The organism is Flavobacteriales bacterium (assembly GCA_021739695.1).
In the GTDB taxonomy this organism is placed as follows: Bacteria; Bacteroidota; Bacteroidia; order UBA10329; family UBA10329; genus UBA10329.
In genome coordinates this window covers 114,660-137,276 of the sequence record JAIPBM010000007.1, presented here as the reverse complement: position 1 = coordinate 137,276, position 22,617 = coordinate 114,660, and the positions used below count along the sequence as shown (strand labels likewise).

The 22,617-nt window shown below is 46.4% G+C and carries 18 protein-coding genes; 10 read left to right on the top strand and 8 right to left on the bottom strand.

What is annotated here, in order from left to right; translation table 11 throughout:
* Positions 1-138 precede the first annotated feature (138 nt).
* On the top strand, positions 139-903 hold the full coding sequence (locus K9J17_06310) for an alpha/beta hydrolase (GenBank protein ID MCF8276334.1): 765 nt from the start codon (positions 139-141) through the stop codon (positions 901-903).
* A gap of 4 nt (positions 904-907) precedes the next feature.
* On the top strand, positions 908-1,522 hold the full coding sequence (gene yihA / locus K9J17_06305) for a ribosome biogenesis GTP-binding protein YihA/YsxC (protein ID MCF8276333.1): 615 nt from the start codon (positions 908-910) through the stop codon (positions 1,520-1,522).
* A 51-nt stretch (positions 1,523-1,573) separates the two neighbouring features.
* Here the strand turns inward: yihA and K9J17_06300 are convergent, their stop codons facing one another.
* The 3 genes from K9J17_06300 to K9J17_06290 all read right to left on the bottom strand — a co-directional run bounded on the left by K9J17_06300 (position 1,574) and on the right by K9J17_06290 (position 4,948).
* On the bottom strand, positions 1,574-3,475 hold the full coding sequence (locus K9J17_06300) for a gliding motility-associated C-terminal domain-containing protein (GenBank protein ID MCF8276332.1): 1,902 nt from the start codon (positions 3,473-3,475) through the stop codon (positions 1,574-1,576).
* 131 nt (positions 3,476-3,606) lie between these two features.
* Complete coding sequence (gene gldC, locus K9J17_06295) at positions 3,607-3,933, bottom strand: gliding motility protein GldC (protein MCF8276331.1); 327 nt, start codon at positions 3,931-3,933, stop codon at positions 3,607-3,609.
* A gap of 1 nt (position 3,934) precedes the next feature.
* Positions 3,935-4,948 carry a DUF2268 domain-containing putative Zn-dependent protease gene (locus K9J17_06290; protein MCF8276330.1) on the bottom strand — a complete coding sequence of 338 codons (1,014 nt, stop codon included), beginning with the start codon at positions 4,946-4,948 and terminating at the stop codon, positions 3,935-3,937.
* Between the two features lie 49 nt (positions 4,949-4,997).
* Here K9J17_06290 and K9J17_06285 point away from each other — a divergent pair, with 49 nt between their 5' ends.
* Genes K9J17_06285 through K9J17_06275 form a run of 3 tightly spaced genes read left to right on the top strand, consistent with a single transcriptional unit; the run spans position 4,998 to position 7,919 of the window.
* Positions 4,998-5,819, top strand: a complete 822-nt coding sequence (locus tag K9J17_06285; GenBank protein ID MCF8276329.1) for a PorT family protein — start codon at positions 4,998-5,000, stop codon at positions 5,817-5,819.
* A gap of 48 nt (positions 5,820-5,867) precedes the next feature.
* The gene (locus K9J17_06280) at positions 5,868-7,508 is read left to right on the top strand and encodes an NAD+ synthase (GenBank protein ID MCF8276328.1); all 1,641 of its coding nucleotides are present in this window, start codon (positions 5,868-5,870) and stop codon (positions 7,506-7,508) included.
* 12 nt (positions 7,509-7,520) lie between these two features.
* The gene (locus K9J17_06275; GenBank protein ID MCF8276327.1) at positions 7,521-7,919 is read left to right on the top strand and encodes a hypothetical protein; all 399 of its coding nucleotides are present in this window, start codon (positions 7,521-7,523) and stop codon (positions 7,917-7,919) included.
* A gap of 6 nt (positions 7,920-7,925) precedes the next feature.
* On the opposite strand, the gene K9J17_06270 is transcribed toward K9J17_06275, so the two are convergent.
* The 5 genes from K9J17_06270 to K9J17_06250 form a co-directional block, all read right to left on the bottom strand.
* The gene (locus K9J17_06270) at positions 7,926-8,951 is read right to left on the bottom strand and encodes a 2-oxoacid:ferredoxin oxidoreductase subunit beta (protein MCF8276326.1); all 1,026 of its coding nucleotides are present in this window, start codon (positions 8,949-8,951) and stop codon (positions 7,926-7,928) included.
* 4 nt (positions 8,952-8,955) lie between these two features.
* A complete protein-coding gene (locus K9J17_06265; protein MCF8276325.1) occupies positions 8,956-9,426 on the bottom strand; it encodes a hypothetical protein in 471 nt (156 codons plus the stop codon).
* A gap of 1 nt (position 9,427) precedes the next feature.
* On the bottom strand, positions 9,428-11,284 hold the full coding sequence (locus K9J17_06260; protein ID MCF8276324.1) for a 2-oxoacid:acceptor oxidoreductase subunit alpha: 1,857 nt from the start codon (positions 11,282-11,284) through the stop codon (positions 9,428-9,430).
* Between the two features lie 80 nt (positions 11,285-11,364).
* A complete protein-coding gene (locus K9J17_06255) occupies positions 11,365-11,604 on the bottom strand; it encodes a NifU family protein (GenBank protein ID MCF8276323.1) in 240 nt (79 codons plus the stop codon).
* A 10-nt stretch (positions 11,605-11,614) separates the two neighbouring features.
* The gene (locus K9J17_06250; protein MCF8276322.1) at positions 11,615-12,715 is read right to left on the bottom strand and encodes an Mrp/NBP35 family ATP-binding protein; all 1,101 of its coding nucleotides are present in this window, start codon (positions 12,713-12,715) and stop codon (positions 11,615-11,617) included.
* A gap of 390 nt (positions 12,716-13,105) precedes the next feature.
* On the opposite strand from K9J17_06250, the gene K9J17_06245 reads away from it, so the two are divergent.
* The 5 genes from K9J17_06245 to K9J17_06225 all read left to right on the top strand — a co-directional run bounded on the left by K9J17_06245 (position 13,106) and on the right by K9J17_06225 (position 22,600).
* Complete coding sequence (locus tag K9J17_06245; GenBank protein MCF8276321.1) at positions 13,106-13,450, top strand: helix-turn-helix transcriptional regulator; 345 nt, start codon at positions 13,106-13,108, stop codon at positions 13,448-13,450.
* A 71-nt stretch (positions 13,451-13,521) separates the two neighbouring features.
* Complete coding sequence (locus K9J17_06240; GenBank protein MCF8276320.1) at positions 13,522-14,502, top strand: T9SS type A sorting domain-containing protein; 981 nt, start codon at positions 13,522-13,524, stop codon at positions 14,500-14,502.
* A gap of 342 nt (positions 14,503-14,844) precedes the next feature.
* Positions 14,845-16,536: a tetratricopeptide repeat protein gene (locus tag K9J17_06235; GenBank protein ID MCF8276319.1), complete on the top strand. Its 1,692-nt coding sequence runs from the start codon at positions 14,845-14,847 to the stop codon at positions 16,534-16,536.
* 88 nt (positions 16,537-16,624) lie between these two features.
* Positions 16,625-16,795 carry a hypothetical protein gene (locus tag K9J17_06230; GenBank protein MCF8276318.1) on the top strand — a complete coding sequence of 57 codons (171 nt, stop codon included), beginning with the start codon at positions 16,625-16,627 and terminating at the stop codon, positions 16,793-16,795.
* A 15-nt stretch (positions 16,796-16,810) separates the two neighbouring features.
* Positions 16,811-22,600 carry a T9SS type A sorting domain-containing protein gene (locus K9J17_06225; protein ID MCF8276317.1) on the top strand — a complete coding sequence of 1,930 codons (5,790 nt, stop codon included), beginning with the start codon at positions 16,811-16,813 and terminating at the stop codon, positions 22,598-22,600.
* Positions 22,601-22,617: the final 17 nt, after the last annotated feature.

Below are 22,617 nucleotides of genomic sequence, written 5' to 3'. Positions count from 1 at the left end.
TGCTGAAAAATGAATTCAGTTGAGATTGAAAGTGTGGTGGTAAAAAGTGGAGGTAATGTTGATAAACAAGCCATTTTCTGCTTGATCAAATCGATTCTTGCCCCCTTCATTTTTGGTTAATTTTGGCCATCAATCAAATTGGGAGTGGTAAAGGCGGAATCTGGACATAGATATATAGAGCAAGGCGAAGGCCCGGTTCTGCTTGTGCTCCACGGTCTCTTCGGAGCGCTGAGCAATTTTCAGGATGTGTTGGATGAATTCTCGAAAGATTATCGAGTGGTAATTCCGATCATGCCGATCTACGAATTGCCATTGCTCAAGACGAATGTGAGAGAATTGGCCGGATATATCCACGAATTCGTGGTTTTCAAAGGCTTCGAGCACATCACCCTTTTAGGAAATTCACTTGGCGGTCATGTATCTCTCGTGTATGTGGTGATGCATCCAGAGAAGGTTAAAGCGTTGATTTTGACAGGAAGTTCCGGGTTGTACGAAAATGCCTTTGGTGGTTCATTCCCAAGGCGCGAAGACCGAGAGTATATTCGCAAAAAGGTAGAAGCAACCTTTTATGATCCAGCCAATGCCACTGAACCTTTAATAGAAGAGGTGTTCGGAATCATCAACGATAGGAACAAGTTGATTCGTGTGTTGGCCATTGCCAAATCGGCTATTCGCCATAATATGAAGGATGATCTGCCGAGCATCCAAGTACCAGTTTGCCTGATCTGGGGAAAGAACGATGGCGTAACGCCACCAGAGGTTGCGCAGGAGTTCCATGACCTACTTCCCAATTCGGAATTGCACTGGATAGATAAATGCGGACATGCACCAATGATGGAGCATCCGAAAGAGTTCAATGGGATTTTGTCTCCTTGGCTAAAATCACATGTTCTGAAGGACTGACGCGATGATAATAAAGGAAATAGAGTTTGTGATGAGCAACTCTGATGTGCGAAAATGTCCGAAACCAGATAGACCAGAGTTTGCTTTTATCGGACGGTCAAATGTTGGTAAATCATCGCTTATAAATATGTTGGTGGGAAAGAAGAACCTGGCTAAAACCAGTTCTACTCCTGGAAAAACGCAATTGATCAATCATTACTCAGTGAATGACCAATGGTATTTGGTGGATCTTCCTGGCTACGGTTATGCGAAAGTGCCAAAGGCACAGAAGGTGAAGTTTGAAAAAATGATTGCCGATTATGTTCTACAGCGGGAAAACTTGGTGAATATGTTCGTGCTGATCGATATTAGGCATGACCCACAGCAGATCGATCTCGAATTTATGGAGTGGTTAGGCGTGTCTGGAATTCCGTTCGCGATGGTCTTTACGAAACTGGATAAGTTGAAGCGTGGCGAAATTGAGCCCAAACTCAAGAAGTACCGAAACAAAATGCTGGAAACGTGGGAGCAGCTTCCTATTCAGGTGTTGACCTCGGCAGAAAAGTTGGATGGCCGTGATGAGCTCCTCGAATACATCGGTTCGCTTAATTCTGATTTTCAATCAAAATTTTCAGCATAAAAAAAGGCTCCAATCATGGAGCCTTTTTTATTAATGACATTATTTCAGCGATTATCTGATCAACTGCAACCAACCTGTTTCTTTGAAATTAAAGTTCTCTTGTTGGTTATCAATAGCGTTACCTGAATTCATTTCGGCTTTAGAAATTACGTAGAAGTAGGTTCCAGCTGATGCCTCAACACCTGTTGAAGTTGAACCATCCCAAGAGATAAGTGGAGAAGAGTTCTCGAACACCACATTTCCCCATCTATTATATATCTCCAATTTGAAAGGACCAACAGCACTGGTTCGTACATCGAACACATCATTCCAACCATCTCCATTTGGAGTAAACACGTTTGGAACGATAAGACCTTCAACCACATTAACTTCAATTGCAAGTGTATCAAGACATTCCAATCCACTTCGAGTTACAAGTTGAATAGTGTAGGTTCCTGTTTCAGAATAAGAATGGTCAGGGCTTACAAGCTCGCTTGTAAATCCATCGCCAAAATCCCAATACCATTCTGATGTGTTGATACTGCTATCAACGGTGCTTACAATATCATAGACGAATATTCCTCCAGGAAGGGTTGTGTCAGTTGCAATTCCAAAGGCGGCAACTGGTAGTGGCCAAATTTCAATAGAGTAATTTCCTTCAAGCGATGAGCAGCCACCATTGATGTTGTTGGGAACTGTCTCAGTTACTTGAATTGTGCCGAATACAGCTGCTAGCGTATCGTTACTCCAAATTACCGTTACTGAAGTGGGAGTAGAATCTACCACGGTTCCTCCAGTAACTGTGAAAACGTAGTCAGAGCCATTGTCTGGAACGGAATAAACTGATGGAATACTTGCACATAGCGCGGTATCTCCGGTTACAACTGGTTCAGATGGAACGTTGAACCCTAAGATGTAAGCATCTTCTGGAAAAGGTTGGAAATCGTCCCAATCGTATCGTACCGTCTGATACAGGAAGCCAACAACTCCTGTAGCTGAATTTCCCATATTCTCCCAAAGGCTTGCAGTTGCATTCCAGTTAGCGAACGTGTTGTAATATGGGTCTCCTTCGAAAGGATTTGACAAGGTGCTTATTTCTGCAGTGAGGTTCGCTCCACCTGTTTGGTTCACACGGTGATACCACCAAGGATTTACGTAGCAAATGGTAGTATCCGTTTGGCTGATAGGAAGACCGAAGGTTGTAGCGTTCTGATTTACGAAACGAACATGGTACCAGTCGGCTGCGGCCGTTTCTGGCTTTATTGTCAAGGGTCTATAACGCTCAAAGTTGTTAGGGTCGGTCGGGGCATTGATGCTTGAACCAACAGGAAATAGGTAAACGGCATCTTGAGCGGTTGCGCGAGCTAAATTTCCATTATCTAAACTTGAAACAAAACCGCAGGTATCGCACGGGCTGTGACGTTGAATTGCTCCCAAAGCCGTATTGAAAACCCAAAGCGTATCAAAATCGGTTGCCCATTCGCCCTTGTTAAGTTTCAATGTTCCGTCCACGCCAACTTCTGAGTTTATGTCTAATTGAACTCTTCGGGAGAATCCCATCAGTTCTACATCGTGGAATCGGGTTACCGAAGTCCCTAAGATTGTATCTGATTCCATGAACTTCACCTTACCCTGGCCAGCACGGTAAATCCCGTTGTTTTCCCAGTTTCCATAAACTTCGAACAAACCATTATTCGCAGGAATCTGAGCAGGGAAAAGGTTATCCCCACCGCATTGGGCATTGTTCACGAAATCACCTTTGATGATGAACTTGCCAAGGTTCACCATGATGCTGTCATTGTTCGTAACGCCACCATCAACCCAAACAATCGCAGAATCGTTGGGGCCTCCATTGACGTAGAACATGGCTCCGTTGTTGAAGATGAGGGGATCTTGCTGGGCTATGACTTGACCAACCATTCCGAGCATTACAAGAAGCGAAAGGAATAGTCCACTAGGGGTTGAAATTTTCATCGATTGAGATAGAATTTGATCTATACGTTTTACTGTAAGCACACAAATATAGACGCGCGAGACCAATTGTTCAAATTATTTAGATCGTTGTTGATCCATGATCGCGTTTTGTGCTTGATAAATGTTTGCGTTCAGCTGAACATTTGCTTCGCGAAATGCTGTCCGAATTCGCGCATGTCAGATGCCATGGCGTCTTCGTTGGTTGCACGCTGCAACGTATCGGCCATGGAAATGATGGTCTGATGGAAGAATCGCTTCATTTCATCCACCCGCATTTCTTTGGTCCAAAGGTCCATGCGCAACGTTTCTTCACTTTCCGTGTCGTAAACAGAAATCATAATGGCTTTCGTGTCCAACTGTTTTTCCATGCCAGCGTCTGTAGCTAGCCAATTGATCTTTTCTGGGATATGGTTTTCGTCAAGCGTAACGTTGAATTTTATTTCTGATGATTTGCTCATGCTAAAGTTTGGGTTTGTATTTGGAGCGTGAAAGAATATCCTGGGCATTCTGATTTTTCATCAGATCTTGAACGCTAATGGTAGGATTTTCATCCATGTACTTTCGAACGATCTGCCAGCCAACCCATTGTCCAAGTCTTCCTGGAGAGTCTTTGGGAATGCCAGCAACAAATGGAGCTTGATTTATCCATTTGTTGATGGTCATGTATTCGGTTGTGTACAGAAGTTCCTGATCTACAAGATGTGCCCAAACATTCGCTTCATATTCCTTGCACCAGCTCATAGCAATAGGACTGAATCCGATTTTGGTTGAATCGGCTGATTGCCGCAAAACTGCATCCAGCACATACAATAATTTACCTTCAAAGATCATGTAATCCAGCAATGTGTTGCGTTTGGCCTCTGTTTCGTATGTGGCCTGTAGCCAACCTTTCATGGCCTGCGGTACCATCTGACCCGGTTTCATGTTGTCGTACATGTACTTAGGCAATCCGACCATTGGGTAAACAGGATAATCTGCACCAAGAAACATGTCGAGGCCAATGGCCAAAGTGGTTGGTGTGGCAACAATGGCGTAGTTCATTGCCGATATTTCGAAGACAACATCTGGAATTGTACTGTCGGGGAAATGATATTTAAGGTATTTGAATGCTTCGGTTAGTTCAGATTCAAATAGAGAAAGGTCAGGATATTCTGCCTGCACATCTTGGTAAAGCGTTTTCATGCTTTCATCCGTAATGAATTGAGCAACAGAATAATTGAACGATTCTGAACCAGGAAGCCCTAAACGCAAAACGCCTTGGCAGTAATCCACAAAGAAATCCCCGTATTTTTCTTGAAGAGCGTCTGTATTGACCTGATCGTATGATGGATCGAGAGAGAACAGGTCTTGGTCCAAGCGTTTGAACTGAAGATCAACTTCCACATTGCTTACATCCACATCCAATGGATCTTGCTTGCAACCCGAAAATGCCAGCACTAGGAAAGTCAGCACAGACCAAAGGTGAATTCTCATGCCCGAATATTCATGTATTTTCGCGTTCGCAATTGAAGCGGTCGAAATTATGAAAAACCTACTTCTCACTTTAATGGTTCTCGCCTTGGGAACAGAAGCTTTTGCACAGGATCAAGCAGTCGGTCCTAATTCGCGCAAAAAGTTTCGGATCGGATTCAATCTGTCTCCGTCAGTCGATTTTTTTCAACCTAATACCGATGGTGTGAAATTGGATGCGGCTAAGATGAAATTCGGCTACGGCATGATGGCGGAATATGCCTTCACAAACAATTATGCACTAGGTTTTGGACTGGAGCATAAAATGGGCGGAGCGGCACTCGATTTCGCTGGTGCTGACGTTCGGTACATCGCTAAAAATGACACTGCTGAATACAGATTGATGAGCCGAACGTATCGTTATGATTATGTGAATCTGCCTATTACTCTGAAGTTGATGACGAACGAGATCGGTTATTTCACCTATTTCGGACAGTTTGGAGTGGATATTTCTGTGCTTGCTTCGTCCAAAACAAGAGATCAACGTCAATTGCTTCAGTCAAGTTCTGTCGACACTTCTGGAGTGGTTACAGAGGTTTTTGGAAGCACTGAAAAAGGTGATTTTCAAGGACGATACAATCAAAGCACGTTTGCAAATGTAAAACTGCGGATTGGTGCTGGTTTTGAATGGAATTTCTCGGGAAACACATCCTTGGTTGTCAGTGTTTCATACCACAACGGATTCATCGATCTGATGAAAGATGCGAAGGCCAGTCAGGTTGATAAGGAAGAGGGATTGTTTAAGCATGATGGAGCAGATAATTCTAAGCGCGTTCCTTTTGAGTTGAACGCCAATCTGCATCATGTAGCTTTGAACGTTGGGATTCTATTCTGATCCGCTTCATCCCATTACATTTGCCGAGCATAATACCTCGGCTTTTTCATGATGCAGATTCGCCTTTCTCAGCTCAATTATCACATCGGAAACTTCGAACAGAACGTTCTGAAAATCGTTGGTGAGATTGGAAAAGCCAAGAAAGACGCTGTTGATCTGATTGTTTTCTCCGAGCTTTCGGTCTGTGGTTATCCACCAAGAGATTTTCTCGAATTTGAAGATTTCATCCTTCGTTGCGAGCAAGCCGTTGCGAACATTGCAGTCGAATGTGTTGGGATTACAGCCGTTGTCGGTGCGCCATTGCGCAACGCTGATGTGAGTGGGAAAAGGCTTTACAACGCAGCTTTTGTTTTGGCAGATGGCCAGATAAAACAAGTGGTGAAGAAGTCGCTTTTGCCCAACTACGACATTTTTGACGAGTACCGATATTTTGAGCCGAACCGCGAATTTGATGTAGTTGAGGTGAACGGAATTCGGATTGCGCTTACCATTTGCGAGGATCTTTGGAACATCGAAGATCCATTGTACATCACTAGTCCGATGGATGAACTGATGAGGTACGAGCCACAATTGATGGTAAACATCGCGGCTTCGCCTTTTGATTTTTCACATCGGGAAGATCGCATTCGAATTCTAGAAAAGAATTGCCTGAAATATGGTTTACCTATCGTTTACACCAATCATGTTGGCGCTCAAACGGAATTGATTTTTGATGGTGGATCGATGGCACTCAGTTCCAGCGGAGAATTGTTGCACGAATTGGACTATTTCGAAGAGGATTCAGCAACCTTCCATTTTGATGGGAACCTGAAATTGACAGGAGAGAAAAAGAAGATTGATGGTCGGTCGAAGATTGAGCGAATTCATGATGCGATCGTTCTGGGAATAAGTGATTATTTCTCCAAATTAGGTTTTACTAAGGCGGTTATCGGACTTTCTGGAGGAATCGATTCTGCCGTAGTTCTTTACTTAGCGCAGAAAGCTTTGGGCGCAGAAAATGTCCGCTCGTTGCTGATGCCTTCCGAATTCTCTTCGGAGCATTCCATAGGCGATTCAATAACCCTTTCGCAGCATCTTGGAACGCAATACGAGATCGTATCTATCGAGAATCTCTTCAACAATTTCCGACAAGATCTTTTACCCGTTTTTGGCGATCTGCCATTCAATTTGGCAGAAGAGAACCTTCAGGCAAGAATCCGTGGTGTGCTTTTGATGGCAGTTTCGAACAAGTTTGGAAACATCCTGTTGAATACATCAAACAAGAGCGAGTGCGCGGTCGGCTATTCGACCATTTACGGTGATATGAATGGGGGACTTTCGGTGATTGCTGACCTTTATAAAACAGAAGTGTACGAATTGGCGCGATGGATCAATCGGAACGGAGAAGTGATCCCTGAGAATATCATCACCAAAGCGCCCAGTGCCGAATTGAGACCGGATCAAAAAGACTCTGATTCTCTTCCTGAATACCACATATTGGATGAGATTCTGATCGAGTACATTGAAAAGCGTAAAGGTCCTGCCGAGATCATTGCCATGGGATTTGACCAAAGCTTAGTGAATAGAATTCTCAGACTTGTAAATTTGAACGAATACAAGCGGTATCAAACACCGCCAATACTACGTGTAAGTAAAAAAGCGTTCGGCATGGGCCGAAGAGTACCAATAGTGGGTAAGTATCTTTGCTAAAAGGATTGAAGGATGAGAAAGACGGTAATGTTTTTATTGGTAACGATGGCAAGTATTGGTTGCGCTACAAAGTTGGAGCAGGCCAGAACGCACATTGCTCAAACTTGGACAATCTCCAAAGTATTTACGAATGGCCAGGACGTTACTTCCAGCTATTTGGACGTGCATGTGAATTACACGCTGAACTTCGGAAGTACAGGTCAGTTTACAGAAATGTTCAAGCCATCAGTGGGCGAGAATCTTGTAACCAATACAGGCTCGTGGGATTTTTCGGATGGTATCAATCAAGTGACGATGAGCGACAACAATCAGACGCGCGTTTTCAAGGTCAACCGTTTGGATGAGGACCATTTTAATGTTACTGACCTTGGGTCTAGTAACGAGCGTCAGTTCGAGTTCGTTCCGAATTGATGTCGATCAACTGATCGTCCAGGTATTATTTCCTCTCAACAGAGCGTTCAGATCTCCTTTGCCAAGCTTTTGTTTTGCCATGCCGATCTGCTCAATGAGCTGATCTTCGTAGCAATGTCTTTCTTCAGTATAGAAAATTCCGAATGGCCGTGGGAAGTTTCCTTCCAAGGTTGGGTCTCCGTAAAAGCGAATTAGAATGTTTGCCTTGGCACGATCGGTTTCGTCATGGATCCAAAGGTCGTTCTCGCTGACAGAATCCATATTTACGATAACTGGTTTGAACCCATCTAGTTTGATTCCGAATTCTCTGTTCTCTCCAAAGATCAATGGCTTTCCGTGTTCCACAAAAAGTGTCTGTTGTCCTTTTGTCGCCTTATCGGTCATACCGAAAAAGGCGCCATCATTGAACACATTACAGTTCTGATAGATCTCTACCATCGAAGTGCCCTTGTGTGCGTTGGCACGAGAAAGCACATCGCGCAAATGAATCGGGTCGCGATCCATTGTTCTGGCGTAGAACGTAGAATCAGCACCAATACACAGCGCTGCCGGATTGAACGGATGATCCAACGAACCCATTGGGGTAGACTTGGTGGTTTTTCCTTCTTCCGAAGTGGGCGAATATTGCCCTTTTGTCAGACCATATATCTGGTTATTGAAAAGAAGTATGTTGATGTTGAAGTTTCTTCTCAACATGTGGATCAAATGGTTTCCACCGATGGAAAGGGCGTCACCATCACCCGTGATCATCCAAACACTCAGGTCAGGATTTGTGGCTTTCAACCCACTTACCACAGCCGGGGCACGACCGTGGATGCTGTGCATTCCGTAGGTATTCATATAATAAGGAAAGCGGCTGCTGCAACCGATGCCTGAAATGAAAACTACGTCTTCGCGCTTTACACCAAGCTCTGGAATTACTTTTTGCACTTGCTTCAGGATGGAGTAATCGCCACAACCTGGGCACCATCTTACTTCCTGATCCGTTTCAAAATCTTTGGCGGTCAATTCGCCATTCAATACTTCTGCCATTTAATTACAAATTATTGGTCGCGACCAATATGAATAAAACTACTGCTGAAATAAGCGTCAGAAAGGATAGGAATTGAACCTTTCCTTTCAATATCTCCATCGCAACAAAATTTGTTATTGGAATTGATAGGGTCAAGACAATCCCAAATTTCCAGCCCATCAAATAAAATGTGCTCAAAACGCTGCCGATGAAAATTCCGACTCCCAACCTTTGAATCCGTGGATGCGCAAAGAAAGTTCCAACAGGCCATAATCCAGACTTTCTTCCAAATTCTCTAACATCCTCATCCGACCAGTCCGAAATGTCAGTGGGTAAAGAAGTTTTTAGTTCACCAACTTCAACCTTCTCCTCCGGGTATCGCTGGCTAATTTGTTGCTCAAAGCTCAATATTTTCCCAGCCTGAATTTTTGCGTACAAGAAGAATGTCATGCCACTAAAACCAAATAAGAAAAATGTCAAAAACTTGAGCCACATTTTACGCTGGGTGTGCCAGTATTTCCAGAACCTTATTCTTAACCTCGTCTTTGCTAAAAGGAATTCCCTTCACCTTATTTAGTGACTCCGTTGGAATAAGGAATTGGCTGCGAATCATCATGTTCAATTGTCCCATGTTCATTTCGGGAATAAGAACGGTGTCAAAACTTCTTAATACCTCTTCAATATTCTTTGGGAAAGGGAATAAATAGCGGATGTGGGCGTGCGAAACGGAATGTCCTTCCGCGATAAGTTCTTTGGTAGCCGCTTTAATTGCTCCAAATGTTGATCCCCAACCGAGAATCAGCACTTTTCCTTTTGCTTCACCTAATTCAATATCCTGCAGTGGAATATTATTGGCGATGTTACCGATCTTTTTTGCCCGTGTATTCACCATGTGCTGGTGATTGTCTGGGTCGTAGCTGATGTTGCCCGTTCCGTCCTGCTTTTCAATTCCACCCACACGATGCTCCAATCCAACTGTTCCTGGAATAGCCCATTTGCGGACAAGGTTCTCATCTCGCTCATAAGGCAGATATTCTCCGTCTTTCAGATCGCTTGGAGTGGCGAAATTTCCGTGGAATGCAGGTAATTCATCTTCTGTTGGGAAACGCCAAGGCTCTGCGCCATTGGCCAAATAGCCATCAGACAGGAAGAAAACCGGTGTCATGTGTTCCACAGCCAATCTGCAGGCTTCGAATGCCATGTTGAAGCAATCTGCTGGTGTTGCTGCGGCAATCACAGCCACTGGAGATTCGCCATTTCGGCCATAAACGGCCTGCAAAAGGTCTGCTTGTTCCGTTTTAGTTGGAAGTCCAGTTGATGGACCACCACGCTGTACGTTTACGATTACCAATGGCAATTCCAACATCAACGCCAATCCGATGGCTTCGCCTTTCAAGGCAATACCAGGACCGCTTGATGCGGTGATTCCCAACGCGCCACCAAACGAAGCGCCAATGGCCGAAGCCACCGCTGCAATTTCATCTTCGGCCTGAAAGGTTTTTACGCCAAAATTCTTGCGTTTGGCCAATTCATGCAGAATATCTGAAGCAGGTGTGATCGGATAACTACCGTAAAAAAGCTCCAATCCGGCACGTTGCGTAGCCGCAATCAAACCGAGGGCAGTTGCTTCGTTGCCCATGATATTGCGGTAAACGCCTTTTGGCATTTGCGCCTTTTCGACACTGAAGCGCGTGGTTGGCGTTTCGGTCGTATCGCCAAAATTGTATCCAGCTCGCAGTACTTTGCTGTTGGCTTCTACAATTTCTGGTTTCTTCTTAAATTTTTCTGAAAGGTATTTTAGGGTCGGATCCAATGATCGGTCGAACATCCACAACACGTAGCCAAGTACAAACATGTTCTTGGTTCTGTCGATATCTTTCTGACCGAGGCCGCTGTCTTTTAAGCATTCTTTGGTCAGTTTGGTCACCTCTATCGGGTAAACCTTGTAGTTGCTGAGCGAACCGTCTTCCAATGCGCTGATGCCGCTTTCCACCTTCGCCAAACGCAGATTCTTTGGGTCGAATCCATCGATGTTGGCGATAATGATACCACCTTTTTTAAGGCTCTTCAGGTTGGCTTTGAGGGCTGCAGCATTCATCACAACCAAGGCATCGCACTCATCACCAGGGGTAAAGATCTCGATGCTTCCGTAATGCAGTTGGAAACCGGAAACTCCGGCCAAAGTGCCTTGCGGGGCGCGTATTTCGGCAGGGAAATTCGGGAACGTACTCAGGTCATTTCCGAAGAGTGCGTTCGTATCGGTGAATTGCGTTCCTGTAAGTTGAATTCCGTCTCCGGAATCGCCCGCAAACAGGATCGTTATTTCTTTGGCTTTTTCTAAAGTGGCAGACATACGTTTTATTGAGGGCGCAAAGGTAGTTTGCTAAACGAGGAAAACCTTGACGGTTATCAGTAAAATGATGAGTAATTGAATCAGTGATCGATGGCTTCTACGGCAGTTATTTGAGGTACAGAACGTTTTACGGCTTCTTCAACACCTGCTTTCAACGTCATTTCGCTCATGTTACAGCTTTTGCAAGAACCGAGCAGACGTAATTGAACCACCATATCATCGGTTATGTTCACCAGTTCCATGTCGCCACCATCGGCAGCAAGAAAAGGACGCATCGTTTCCAATGCTTCCTCCACTTTATCTCGTAGTTCCATATCCATCTTACTTTGTTTATCGTGTAGTGATTTCTACACGCTTGGTGGCTTCGCGTGTTGCGTTGCGCTTTTCAACTTCGTGATTGACAGCAAGGGCAAGGTCTTTGAAAACCTGTGCAATCGGGGTTGAATCCTGAAGCAGGGCAGGTCTTCCTACGTCTCCCGCTTCGCGAACGGACTGAACCAACGGAATCTGTCCGAGTAAAGGAACATTGATCTGTTCTGCCAAGCCTTTTACGCCATCTTTTCCGAAGATGTAATACTTGTTGTCGGGCAATTCGGCAGGGGTGAACCACGCCATATTCTCTATCAATCCCAGAACGGGCACGTTGATGCTATCAAGGCGGAACATCGCCACACCTTTACGGGCATCCGTTAATGCAACTTCCTGTGGCGTGCTAACAACAACGGCTCCCGTTACAGGAACTGCTTGCACAATGGTCAAGTGCACATCTCCCGTTCCGGGAGGCAGGTCGAGTAGGAGGTAGTCGAGTTCATCCCACCACACATCGCCAAACATTTGCTTGAGGGCTTTGGTAGCCATGGGTCCGCGCCACACAATGGCCTGTGTTGGGTCGGAAAAGAAGCCGATGCTCATCACCTTCACGCCATAACTTTCTACAGGAAGCATGTATTGCTTGCCTTCGATGACCGTAACTTTTGGTTTTTCGCTGACGATATCGAACATCAGCGGCATGCTTGGTCCGTAGATGTCTGCATCTATCAATCCGACCTTAAAGCCCTGCTTTGCGAGGCCAACGGACAAGTTGGCTGTGACGGTGCTTTTTCCCACTCCGCCCTTGCCCGAAGCAACAGCAATGATGTTTTTGACCTTGCTTAATGTGGGTGGTCCTTGCGGTCCTTGCTGAATGGGTTTGGCAGCAATGTTTATACGGACCGTCACATTACCAAATGCTTCGAAAAGCACGGTATTGATGTCGCTTTCGAGTTTCTTCCGAATGTTGAGTGCTGGACTCTTTACTTCCAGATCAATGTCGATCTCTTTTCCGAAAACTTGAATATTCTTCAATTCGCCACTTTCTGTAATGCTGACATTACCAGCTGGCGACTTTACGGCCTGAAGGGCCTCTGCTACACTCTGCTTATTTAGATTCATTCTAAAGGCAAAGGTAGTGATCGGTTTGAAGTGGTGAGGACCTGAAGTGATGAAGATTTGAACTGTAATGATGATGACGAAATGATGATGTGACGGGTGGAAGTGGGGAGGCTAAGAACGTCTATGGCCAGGCATTGAGCAGAAGTGGCGAGGCAATAAGTAGAAATTCCGAGGCAAAGAGTATGAGTGGCGAGGCAGAAAGCATCGGTAGGGAGGCAGAAAGAATCTGTGGTGAGACTTAAAGTGTCTTTAGCGAGGCACTGAGCAGAAGTGGATTGGCAAAGAGTGGCCCATAAGAGGCAAGTGCCATCTTTTGGGAGACAGGAAGCGTTGGTTGAGCACACTAAAGAAGGGGGTGGGCCGTTGTATTTGTGTTTAAATGATACTGTTATGATACGATTGGATGTGAATAGACTACTAAAAATGCGCGGAGTAAAATTTGGAAACGTGTGGCTTTCCAAACGTGGATTCAGCTACAAACAGGCTAGAAGACTACTTGATGGATCTGCGAAATCGGTTGGAATTGACCATTTGTTTAAACTGTGCAAGGCCTTTGAATGCACACCGAATGAATTGTTCAGGTATGAACCTGACGGGAATGAGCAGTTGTCTTACCTCGCAGGGCTAATGCGAGGTCCGATTGTTCACAGTCCACAGGATCTATTGGAGAACCTTTCTCAGGCAGAGGTGGAACGGCTGATGAAACAGCTGGAGGAGATGAGGAGCCGGAAGTGACGGGTGGGTTTTGCGAAAGAGATAGATACAAGCAATAACAACTCGTTCTAAGATTGAGTATTTTTGACTGTATGAGACTTCTTACATCGGTATTTCTTTTTGTTTTTTGTTTTACAACAGTCAAATCCCAAACATGGTATCACGTTAATCCCGGAGATGTTCCGTTGGTTGAAATTGATGGTTATGATGGCGGAATTGCTGCCAATATTTCTCCGATCAATGAACCGCACCTGTTTTCGGTGAACACGAGTGATTCGAGTAATGCATGGGTCTATGGAACCACATCGAAGTCGTTTTTTGATAACGAAATCGGCTGGGTAACCGATTCAGTTAATTCCTATGCTGATAGTCTTAGAAGTGAATTGGTGGTGATGATTCCGTCTAACGATAATTATTCCTATCAAACCTCGTGGATTGCGTTTGAACATAAGTATTCTACAGATACATTGGTGGATGGTGGTTATCTGGAATATTCTTGTGATAGTGTCAATTGGCAATCGATTGCTTGGACGTGGTCTCAGTTAAATCTACCTCTGGAGACAGAAATATTCAATTTCCCGAGTATCATTCACGACACAGTTTATGGTTTTTCTGGGAATCAATCGGAATGGACCTGGAGTGCTGTTCAGTTTATCTGGTACGTTTCTGTTTTTCAGGGAAATGAAAGCCGTTCTAATGGATGTGATTGGGAAAATATGGATACTGTTTACGTTCGCTTTGTCTTTGAAAGCGATAGTATGGAAACCGGTAAGGATGGCTGGATGATCAGGAATATGATCATTGGGCTTGATAATTTCCCAGGGGCAGTTGGTGAATACGTGAAGAGTCCGATTGATGTTTATCCCAATCCGGCTTCTGACATGGTTCGTTTCCTAATTCCAGATGGGATAGAAACACCAACCAGTACTTTGGTTTATGATATGGCGGGGAGAGTTGTTCTATCTGTCCCATTTCATTTGAACTTAGACGTTTCGATGCTTGATGCAGGAAACTACATCATAGCTTTGGTTACTGATAAAGCTGTGTTCAGACAGAAGCTTCTAGTGAAGTAATTCGTTCAGCGCTAACGCGTGGTCCAATTGTTCACAGTCCACAGGATCTATTGGAGAACCTTTCTCAGGCAGAGGTGGAACGGCTGATGAAACAGCTGGAGGAGATGAGGAAAGGGAATGGGAGGTAGGTTGAAGAAAGTTGAAGGTGCCGAGTTCAAAGTTTAAGGTTGGAATTACTTTGAACAGACCCTGAACAGATAAAGGATGGCTGAATGAAGTTGTAAGCCGCAAACTATAAGTGGTGAGCCAATGGTCTCCCGTAATACCAAGGTGGAGGCACGGCTTCTTTTTTTCGCTTATTCCTTAATACCTCATCTCAGATGTTGGCTTATTTTAGCCGAAATGAAGCGTTTTACCATCCTACTTCTCTTCATATCCCTTTGGCAAGCCACTCTTGCCCAATCACCCATTGATTTTACGCAGCTTGTAGGGAAAACCCACACGGAGCGCACCTTGGCGCTGTTCGATTATTACGAGCAATTTGTGCGCTATCAGGATTCGGTGGCGATCTTCAATGACCTCCAACGCGTTAGAGAACTTGCAGAGAAACACAATGATCCGGATTTTGCTCTTGAAGCCGACCTCATTGAACTTCATTATTACAATTACCGGTCTGACGACCGATTACCAGAGCTCACTGAAAAGGCATTGGAACTCATCCAAAAAGCAAGAGAAGTCAACGCCATTTGGCTGGAAGCGCGCTGCGAAAGTCTGATAGGTACGCGGCTCTATGACCGAGGACAATACGAGTCGGGACTCCTGCACATCCGCAATTCTGTCCGTCTGCTTGAGGACAAGGATCCGGCCGAATATCCCATCAAAAGCATTTGCCTTACCCAGTTGGGGCATGTTCATTACGATTTCAGGGAATATGATGAGGCAATAAGGAGATACCAACAGGCGGTGGAAAGCATGTCTGTCGGTTACAGGCATTACTACCGCATGTTTGCGCTCAACATGATGGGAATTACCTATAGAAGGTTGGGACAATTGGATTCATCCAACGCTTGGTTTCAGCGGGTTTATGACTTTGCGCTGGAGACCAAGGACACGGTCTATCCGATACTTTCCAAAGGGAATTTGGGAGAGAACTACTACCTGCAGGGTGATATTGCTAGAGCCGAGCTGCTGTTGCTAGAGGACATGAAAGAGGCTAAAAGGGTGAATGATCTAGGTCGAGCATCAAACGCGCTGACCATTTTGGCGGATATCGCCCTCCAGACAGGGAGAACCAAACTCGCTACAGGTTATTTGACAGAAGCTTTGCAGCACGCCTGTTCCACGGGCGAACTCACACGCAAGGCATTCGTGTATCCGATAGCCGCCAAGCTATATGGCGCATTGGGCAATGCAGAAATGGTGAAGGCATACGTGGATTCCTCCCTATTGATGAAGGATGGCATTGAGCGCGAATACGACCGTGTGATGCTGGCCCGAGCGGAGCAGAAACTGGAACTGGAACGCATTGCCACCCAGACCGCCAAATTGGAAGGAGAACGGAAGCTGCAGATACAGCGCAGGAATGTGCTTATCGGTCTGATGGTGCTGGTGCTCACCGTGCTTTCCGTGATGTTCATCCGTTTCCGCGCAAAGCGAAACAGGCAGCGGGCATTACTGGTTCAAGAAAAGGAAGATGCGGAGCACGAACTGAAGCTGGCCAAGCAACAATTGCTCGAGTTTGTTCAGGAAATGGAAACGAAGAACATTCCATTGGGGGATGTGACTGAAAACGATTCCAACCTGCAACAACTACAAGAGGCCAAGATCCTGACTGATGAAGATTGGGCCCGTTTCAAACAACTGTTCGAGAACGTGCATGCCGGATACATCGAACGGTTGGAGGCAAAGTATCCCAACATCAGCGAGGCGGAAAAGCGTTTCATCCTATTGACGAAAATGGACGTATCTGCTAAACAGATGACCCAGATCCTTGGTGTTGGCGACAACACCATCCGCCAGACGCGCTCCAGACTGAGGCGTAAATTGAACATCGAAACGGTGGAGGAACTGCTTGAGCTTATCGCTCGGATTTAAGCGGTTCTGAGTTCAAAAAGAGCGTTGTCACGCTCTTGTCACACCTGAATTTCGTTTTCTTCCGGACCTCCTTTCCACCTTTGGGCACATGGATTCGAGCGCACTCCACGGACACTTCCCACTGACCAAAGGAACCATCCTTTTCATCGGTATGCTGATGGTCTTCTTGGCCATCGTGCTTGGGATCTATCTGTGGTATGAATTGCGTTTGGAGGAGATCGAAAACTCCATGAACCTTCTATCCAAACAAACATTCTGATCAACTCCCGCTATGATGATGAATGCAACCCGTCTTATTGCAATTCTGCTTTTCCCAGTACTTGCTAGTGCGCAGATAACCACCGAATTAGATAACGGAGTTTTGAGCAATTCTGTTACTACGCCAATAGAATTCTCAAATGGTGACCCGTGGGTGCGATCGACAGCAACTGGAACAATACCGCTTCTCTCCACAGGCGCAACCGATATTGTATTCACCGTTAAAGGTGCCGATGGCGGAACGGCCACATGGGACGGGATATTCGTTGACCTGATGGCCAAAGGTGGCCAGGGAGGAACAGTCACTTTTCAAATACCGATAACTGTTGACAACGAAGGTCGGGAGTTCACTTTCTATCAAGGTAAACGGGGATCATCCGACATACATGATCGGATAGCAAGCGGTGGCGGTGGCGCCTCAACGGCAATTGTCGATCACAATGGGTCGCTGTTGTGCATTGCTGGTGGCGGTGGCGGTGGCAGTGCTGTTGAGACCCACCAGTCGCACGGATTACCTGGAGGTGGAGAATATCCTTCAAATGGAATTGATGGCTGCGGAGACGGTGGTTTAGGTGGGGATCCTTACTCCACGGGCGGTCCTGCTCTTACTCTCGTCAATTATATTGTCAACGAATACTCCAATAGATTATTTATAGGAGCTGGAGGTGGTGGGGGTTACTATGGCTCTGTCTGCCAATCATCACCCGATCTGCACCAATGTGAAATTCAAGGGAAAACACCTGCGATTGGGGGTGCAGGAGGTCATCACCCAGAGGCAACCTATCAATACGGAAATGCCTGCGACCCATTGAACCCGTTTGGAGTCGGATGTACAACGGTGACAACTCGTGATGCATGTAGAGGTGGTACGGGTTATAGTGGTGGTGGAGCTGGAGGACCATTTCATTCTGGTATAACTCCATACACAGAATGCACAATGGAATTTGTTGGTTTCTATGGAGGAGGAGGCGGTGGCGCTGGGTATGAAGGCGGTGGCGGTGGCGGACAGGAATATGGCGGAGGAGGAGGGTCATCGTGGGTTGCGAATGAGGTATTGATCTATACCTACATTTTGGGCGGCACCACATCAACCAACACAAACGCCAACAACGGAAGCATAGGTTATCGGGTAATCTATGACTCACAACCACCAGTGGCTGTTTGTCAGAGCGCATCAGTCACCCTTGGTGTCGGACAATACTTTGATGAGAATGGAAATATCGTCCTAGCATCAGGAATTGCTGGTCAGGCAACGCTGCTGGTATCGGCAGTCAACGGTGGCTCAACAGACAATACAGGAATCGCTAGCATATCGGTATCGCCCAGCAGCTTCAATTGTTCCAATTTGGGGGCAAACACCGTTACGCTTACCGTTACCGATTACGTGGGATTGACCAGCACCTGTCAGGCACAGGTTACGGTTGTTGACGACTTTGCACCAACCCCGACATATGCTTCGTGGAACACCATTAGCGCACCCAATTTCGGTGTCATAGACCTCACTGGAAACACACAACTTACCGTCATTCCGCCAACGTTAACATTCGAAGACAACTGCTCCGTTTCAAGCGTGGTATCGGAGCCCTTCACAGTTACCTGCGAAGATGTTGGCACCAATATTACAAGGCAGGTAACGGCAACCGATCAGAGCGGCAATCAGCGGGTCATTGACCTCGAATACACGGTTGTCTCCTCCACTCCATATTACAGCCTATATGTTGACCCGGATGCAACTGGAACCAACACGGGCCTGAGTTGGGCAAATGCATTCACCTCTTTGGAAAGTGCACTGGAGATCAGCGATTGCGCAACGGAGATACTGGTGGCATCGGGCACCTACACGCCCTCGGCCTCGCGGTTGTGCAGCACTTGCAGCGGCAATCTCGATCATTATTTCCTGCTGAACGATGGCATCGTGCTCAAAGGAGGCTATAACCCATCTACAGGGCTTCAGGATTATTCGAACCCGAGCATTCTGGATGGCGATTTGGGCGGAGGACAAAAGGTCTATTCGGTAGTTCTTTCAAAAAGTTCAACCGGAACCAATGTGTTGGATGGTTTTGCCATTCGCAACGGAAGTGCTTCGGGGGCAGGTACCGACCGAATGGTTGATGGCGTAGCCTTCAGAAGATACAACGGAGGTGGCGTCTATTCGGCTTCGGGCAATTTGCAGATAAAGAACTGTGTAGTTAGCGGTAATCGGTCCACCAACCTTGGGGGTGGCTTGCACGTGACGAATACAACTTGCACAATCACCAACGCGCTGATAAGCGGAAACGTTAGCGCATCGCAAGGGGGTGGAGTAATGAAGGGTGCAGGAGGTTCACTTACGCTTGTCAATACGACCATTGCAGGTAACTATGCCTTGGGAGGCGGAGGCATTGCGGGCAACTTCACTTCGAGGAACAGCGTTGTTTGGGGCAATGGTGCTTCATCCTTTTCGCCCGATGCTTTTGGTATCATTACTGCAACCTATTCGCTCATCAAGGATGAAACCCCCACGGGAACTGGTAACCTTGACGGGACCCTTTCATCAAACGACCCACTTTTCGTAAATCCGATCACGGCAAGCTCAACTCCTACCACGGCCGGAGATTATCGGGTAAGTTCCTGCCCAGCATCGGTTGTGATCGATGCAGGAAGCAATGCCCTGAATGCAACCGCCAATGACCTGGACGGAAATGCGCGAATTGTTGATGGTGATAATATCGGAATGACCACCATCGATATGGGTGCTTTCGAATCGTCAGAATTGCCAGAGGTCAATGCAAGTTTCAGCGTTTCAACCTGCACTGATTATACCGTGCCAAGTGGCGATGAGACTTACACCGTTTCAGGCGTTTATTCCGATACGCTCACTACCATTTGTGGAGCCGATAGCATCCTGACCATCACGCTCACCGTTCTCGAAACAGTAGGAGTTGTAAGCAACACCAACGATTCGGGTCCCGGTTCGCTGCGCGATGCCGTTGCCTCAACCTGCGATGGCGATACGATCATTTTCGATGCGAGTACGAATGGCAATCCGATAGTGCTTACGTCAGGAGATATTTCTTTCAGCAACAATCTGGTGATCATCGGAAATGGACCTGACAACACCATCATTGATGGAAATGCCTCGTCAAGAATATTCGAGATAACGGGGACGGACAGTACGATTCTCAGAAATCTAACCGTACAGAATGGACAAGCCACGGGTTCGGGTACAGCTGCTATGGGCGGTGGAATCTTCTCATCCAATACCGCAAAACTTATTCTTGAGAATGTGGTCATCAACAACAACATGGCCGATGGTTTCGGTGGTGGCCTGGCATTTCAGGGTGGTGTGGAATTGCGTGTGTCGAATTCAACCATTGATGGAAATTCATCAGGCACCAACGGTGGTGGCATTCAGGCCTCATTCGGCACGGGGACTTCGTCCGTATCGTTGTCCAGTTCAACCGTTTCCAACAATCAGGCGACCTTCAATGGCGGTGGTATGTTCATTAACAGTGGCTCGGTCAGTACCGCAACGGTTGCCACTGTCAATATCCATACAAGCACTATAACAGGAAATGCCGCTGGTAGCAACGGAGGTGGCATATTCTCTTCGGTCTCATCATCAAACCAAACGGCCACGCAAGCGCTTACAGTAACCAATTCTACGCTCACGGACAATTCCGCATCCTCCAACGGTGGCGGTATTTACGCCAATACCATTGCATCGGCAGGTACAACCTCCAACCTCAATCTGCAAAGCAGCATTGTGGCGCTCAACGGTTCTAGCAACATTTACCACAGTCACAGCCCGACCATCACTTCCCTGGGCCACAACATTTTTGATGATGTATCCATTAGCGGCAGCACGGCAACGGACATTCTGGGTGCAACCGATCTGCAATTGAACCTCGGAACGTTGCAAAACAATGGAGGATTAACTTTTACGATGGTTCCAGGCTGCGGAAGTATTGCCATCAATTCAGGCAATCCGGCAGATGCTTCTGATGCTCAGAATGTGTCACTTTCAGATGGAAGAAGAGACGTTGGTGCAGCGGAGAATCAACTCCAAACGACCTCAACTTTCAGCGTAACGGAAACGGTATCATACACCGTTCCGAGCGGAAACCAGACCATTACCAACCTCGGCACGCAAGTGGTAATGGACACGATTGCCAACGTTGCTGGTTGCGATAGCGTGATGGCCATCAACGTAACTATTCTTCCAATTGCCATTTCTTGGTTGGGCGTTACTTCAACAGATTGGAACGATGCCACCAACTGGGGTTCAGGTCTTGTGCCTGGTCTTCTGGATGTGGCAAGCATTTCTTCTATTCCAGTCAATCAACCACATATCACGTCATTGCCTGCTTCACCGGTACAATGTCAGTCTATTCTTCTCGATGCAGGGGCAATTCTGACCATTGATGCAGGCAAAGCGCTTACTGTAACGGGAGATATTGTGAACAATGGAACCATTCTGGTGAAAGCAGACGCCACGGGCATCGGCTCGCTCATTACCCAAGGAACCATTTCCGGAAGTGGTGCCTCCAAAATGGAGCAATACCTAACGGGTTCTGGAGGAGCAACCCCTAACGGTGTTTTCTACTACGTGAGTAGTCCAGTTAACGGAAATTACATCTACGATTATAATGTGGATACGGGCGATAAACTTTGGACGGCAAACGAAACAACGCAATCCTATACTCTGCAAACCGTGGGTGCAGTTCCAATGGTGCCAACGGTTGGGTATGTTGCCCGAATGGGAAGCACGCAGACAATCACATTCAATGAGGTGGACCAGAACATTCACTTCAACAGCGGCAATCTAAGCGCTTCAGGTCTCACAAGAACAGGCACAACGGCCGCGAACCGAGGATACAACTTGGTAGGCAATCCGTATCCATCAACCGTAAGTTGGGACAATGCCGTAAAGACCAACCTCGAAACCACCCTTTGGTACCGCACACACCAAGGCAGCACCATGCTTTACGATACCTACAACGCGAGTGGTATGATCGGGACCAACAATAACGGTGGTGGTGCTGTGGATGGAAGTATTCCGCCTACTCAGGCGTTCTGGGTACGTGTTTCGGCAGACGGACTTACAGGCCAATTGGACTTTGCGAATGCAGACCGAAGCCACGGAACATTGGCGGGTATTTACAAGACGGAAGCGCAAGAAGGTTTGGTGAGAATAGCACTGAGCAATGAGACCGTTTCTGACGAGGCCATCATCCTATTCGAGGTGGCTGCCCAAGATGGTTTCGATGATTACGATAGCCACAAGTATTGGTCGAGTAACGTTCCTCAGCTGTACATGAATTTACAGGAAGATACGCTGGTGATCAACGGATTGTACAGCTCGAATACCAACCCAACAGTTCCATTAGGGATGAAGCTACCCGCACAGGGCAGCTACACCATCAACGCCAACGACATCACCGTTGTTGGAGAAAGCATTCACTTGGAAGACACCTACCTCAATCATTTCCAAGACCTGAACGTGGAACCTAACTACAGCTTCAATTCAGCTGCAGGCAACATCGGTGACCGCTTTGTTCTTCATTTCGGAATGAGTGTTACGGGAATTGACGAGTTGACGCAGTATTCACGGGTATATGTTTCCAACCATCAGTTGAATATCATCCTTCCTGAAAATGTAGATAATGGGAATGTTCAGGTGCTTGACCTCACGGGCCGTGTTGTTGCAGCAACTGCTATGAATGCAACAAGAACGGTTCTTGATCTGAGTGTGAACACTGGAGTTTACCTCGTGCAAATAGCATCGCTAAACGGAACTGAAACGCACCGCGTGTTCTTGAATTGATGCGCTCTATTCTAAAG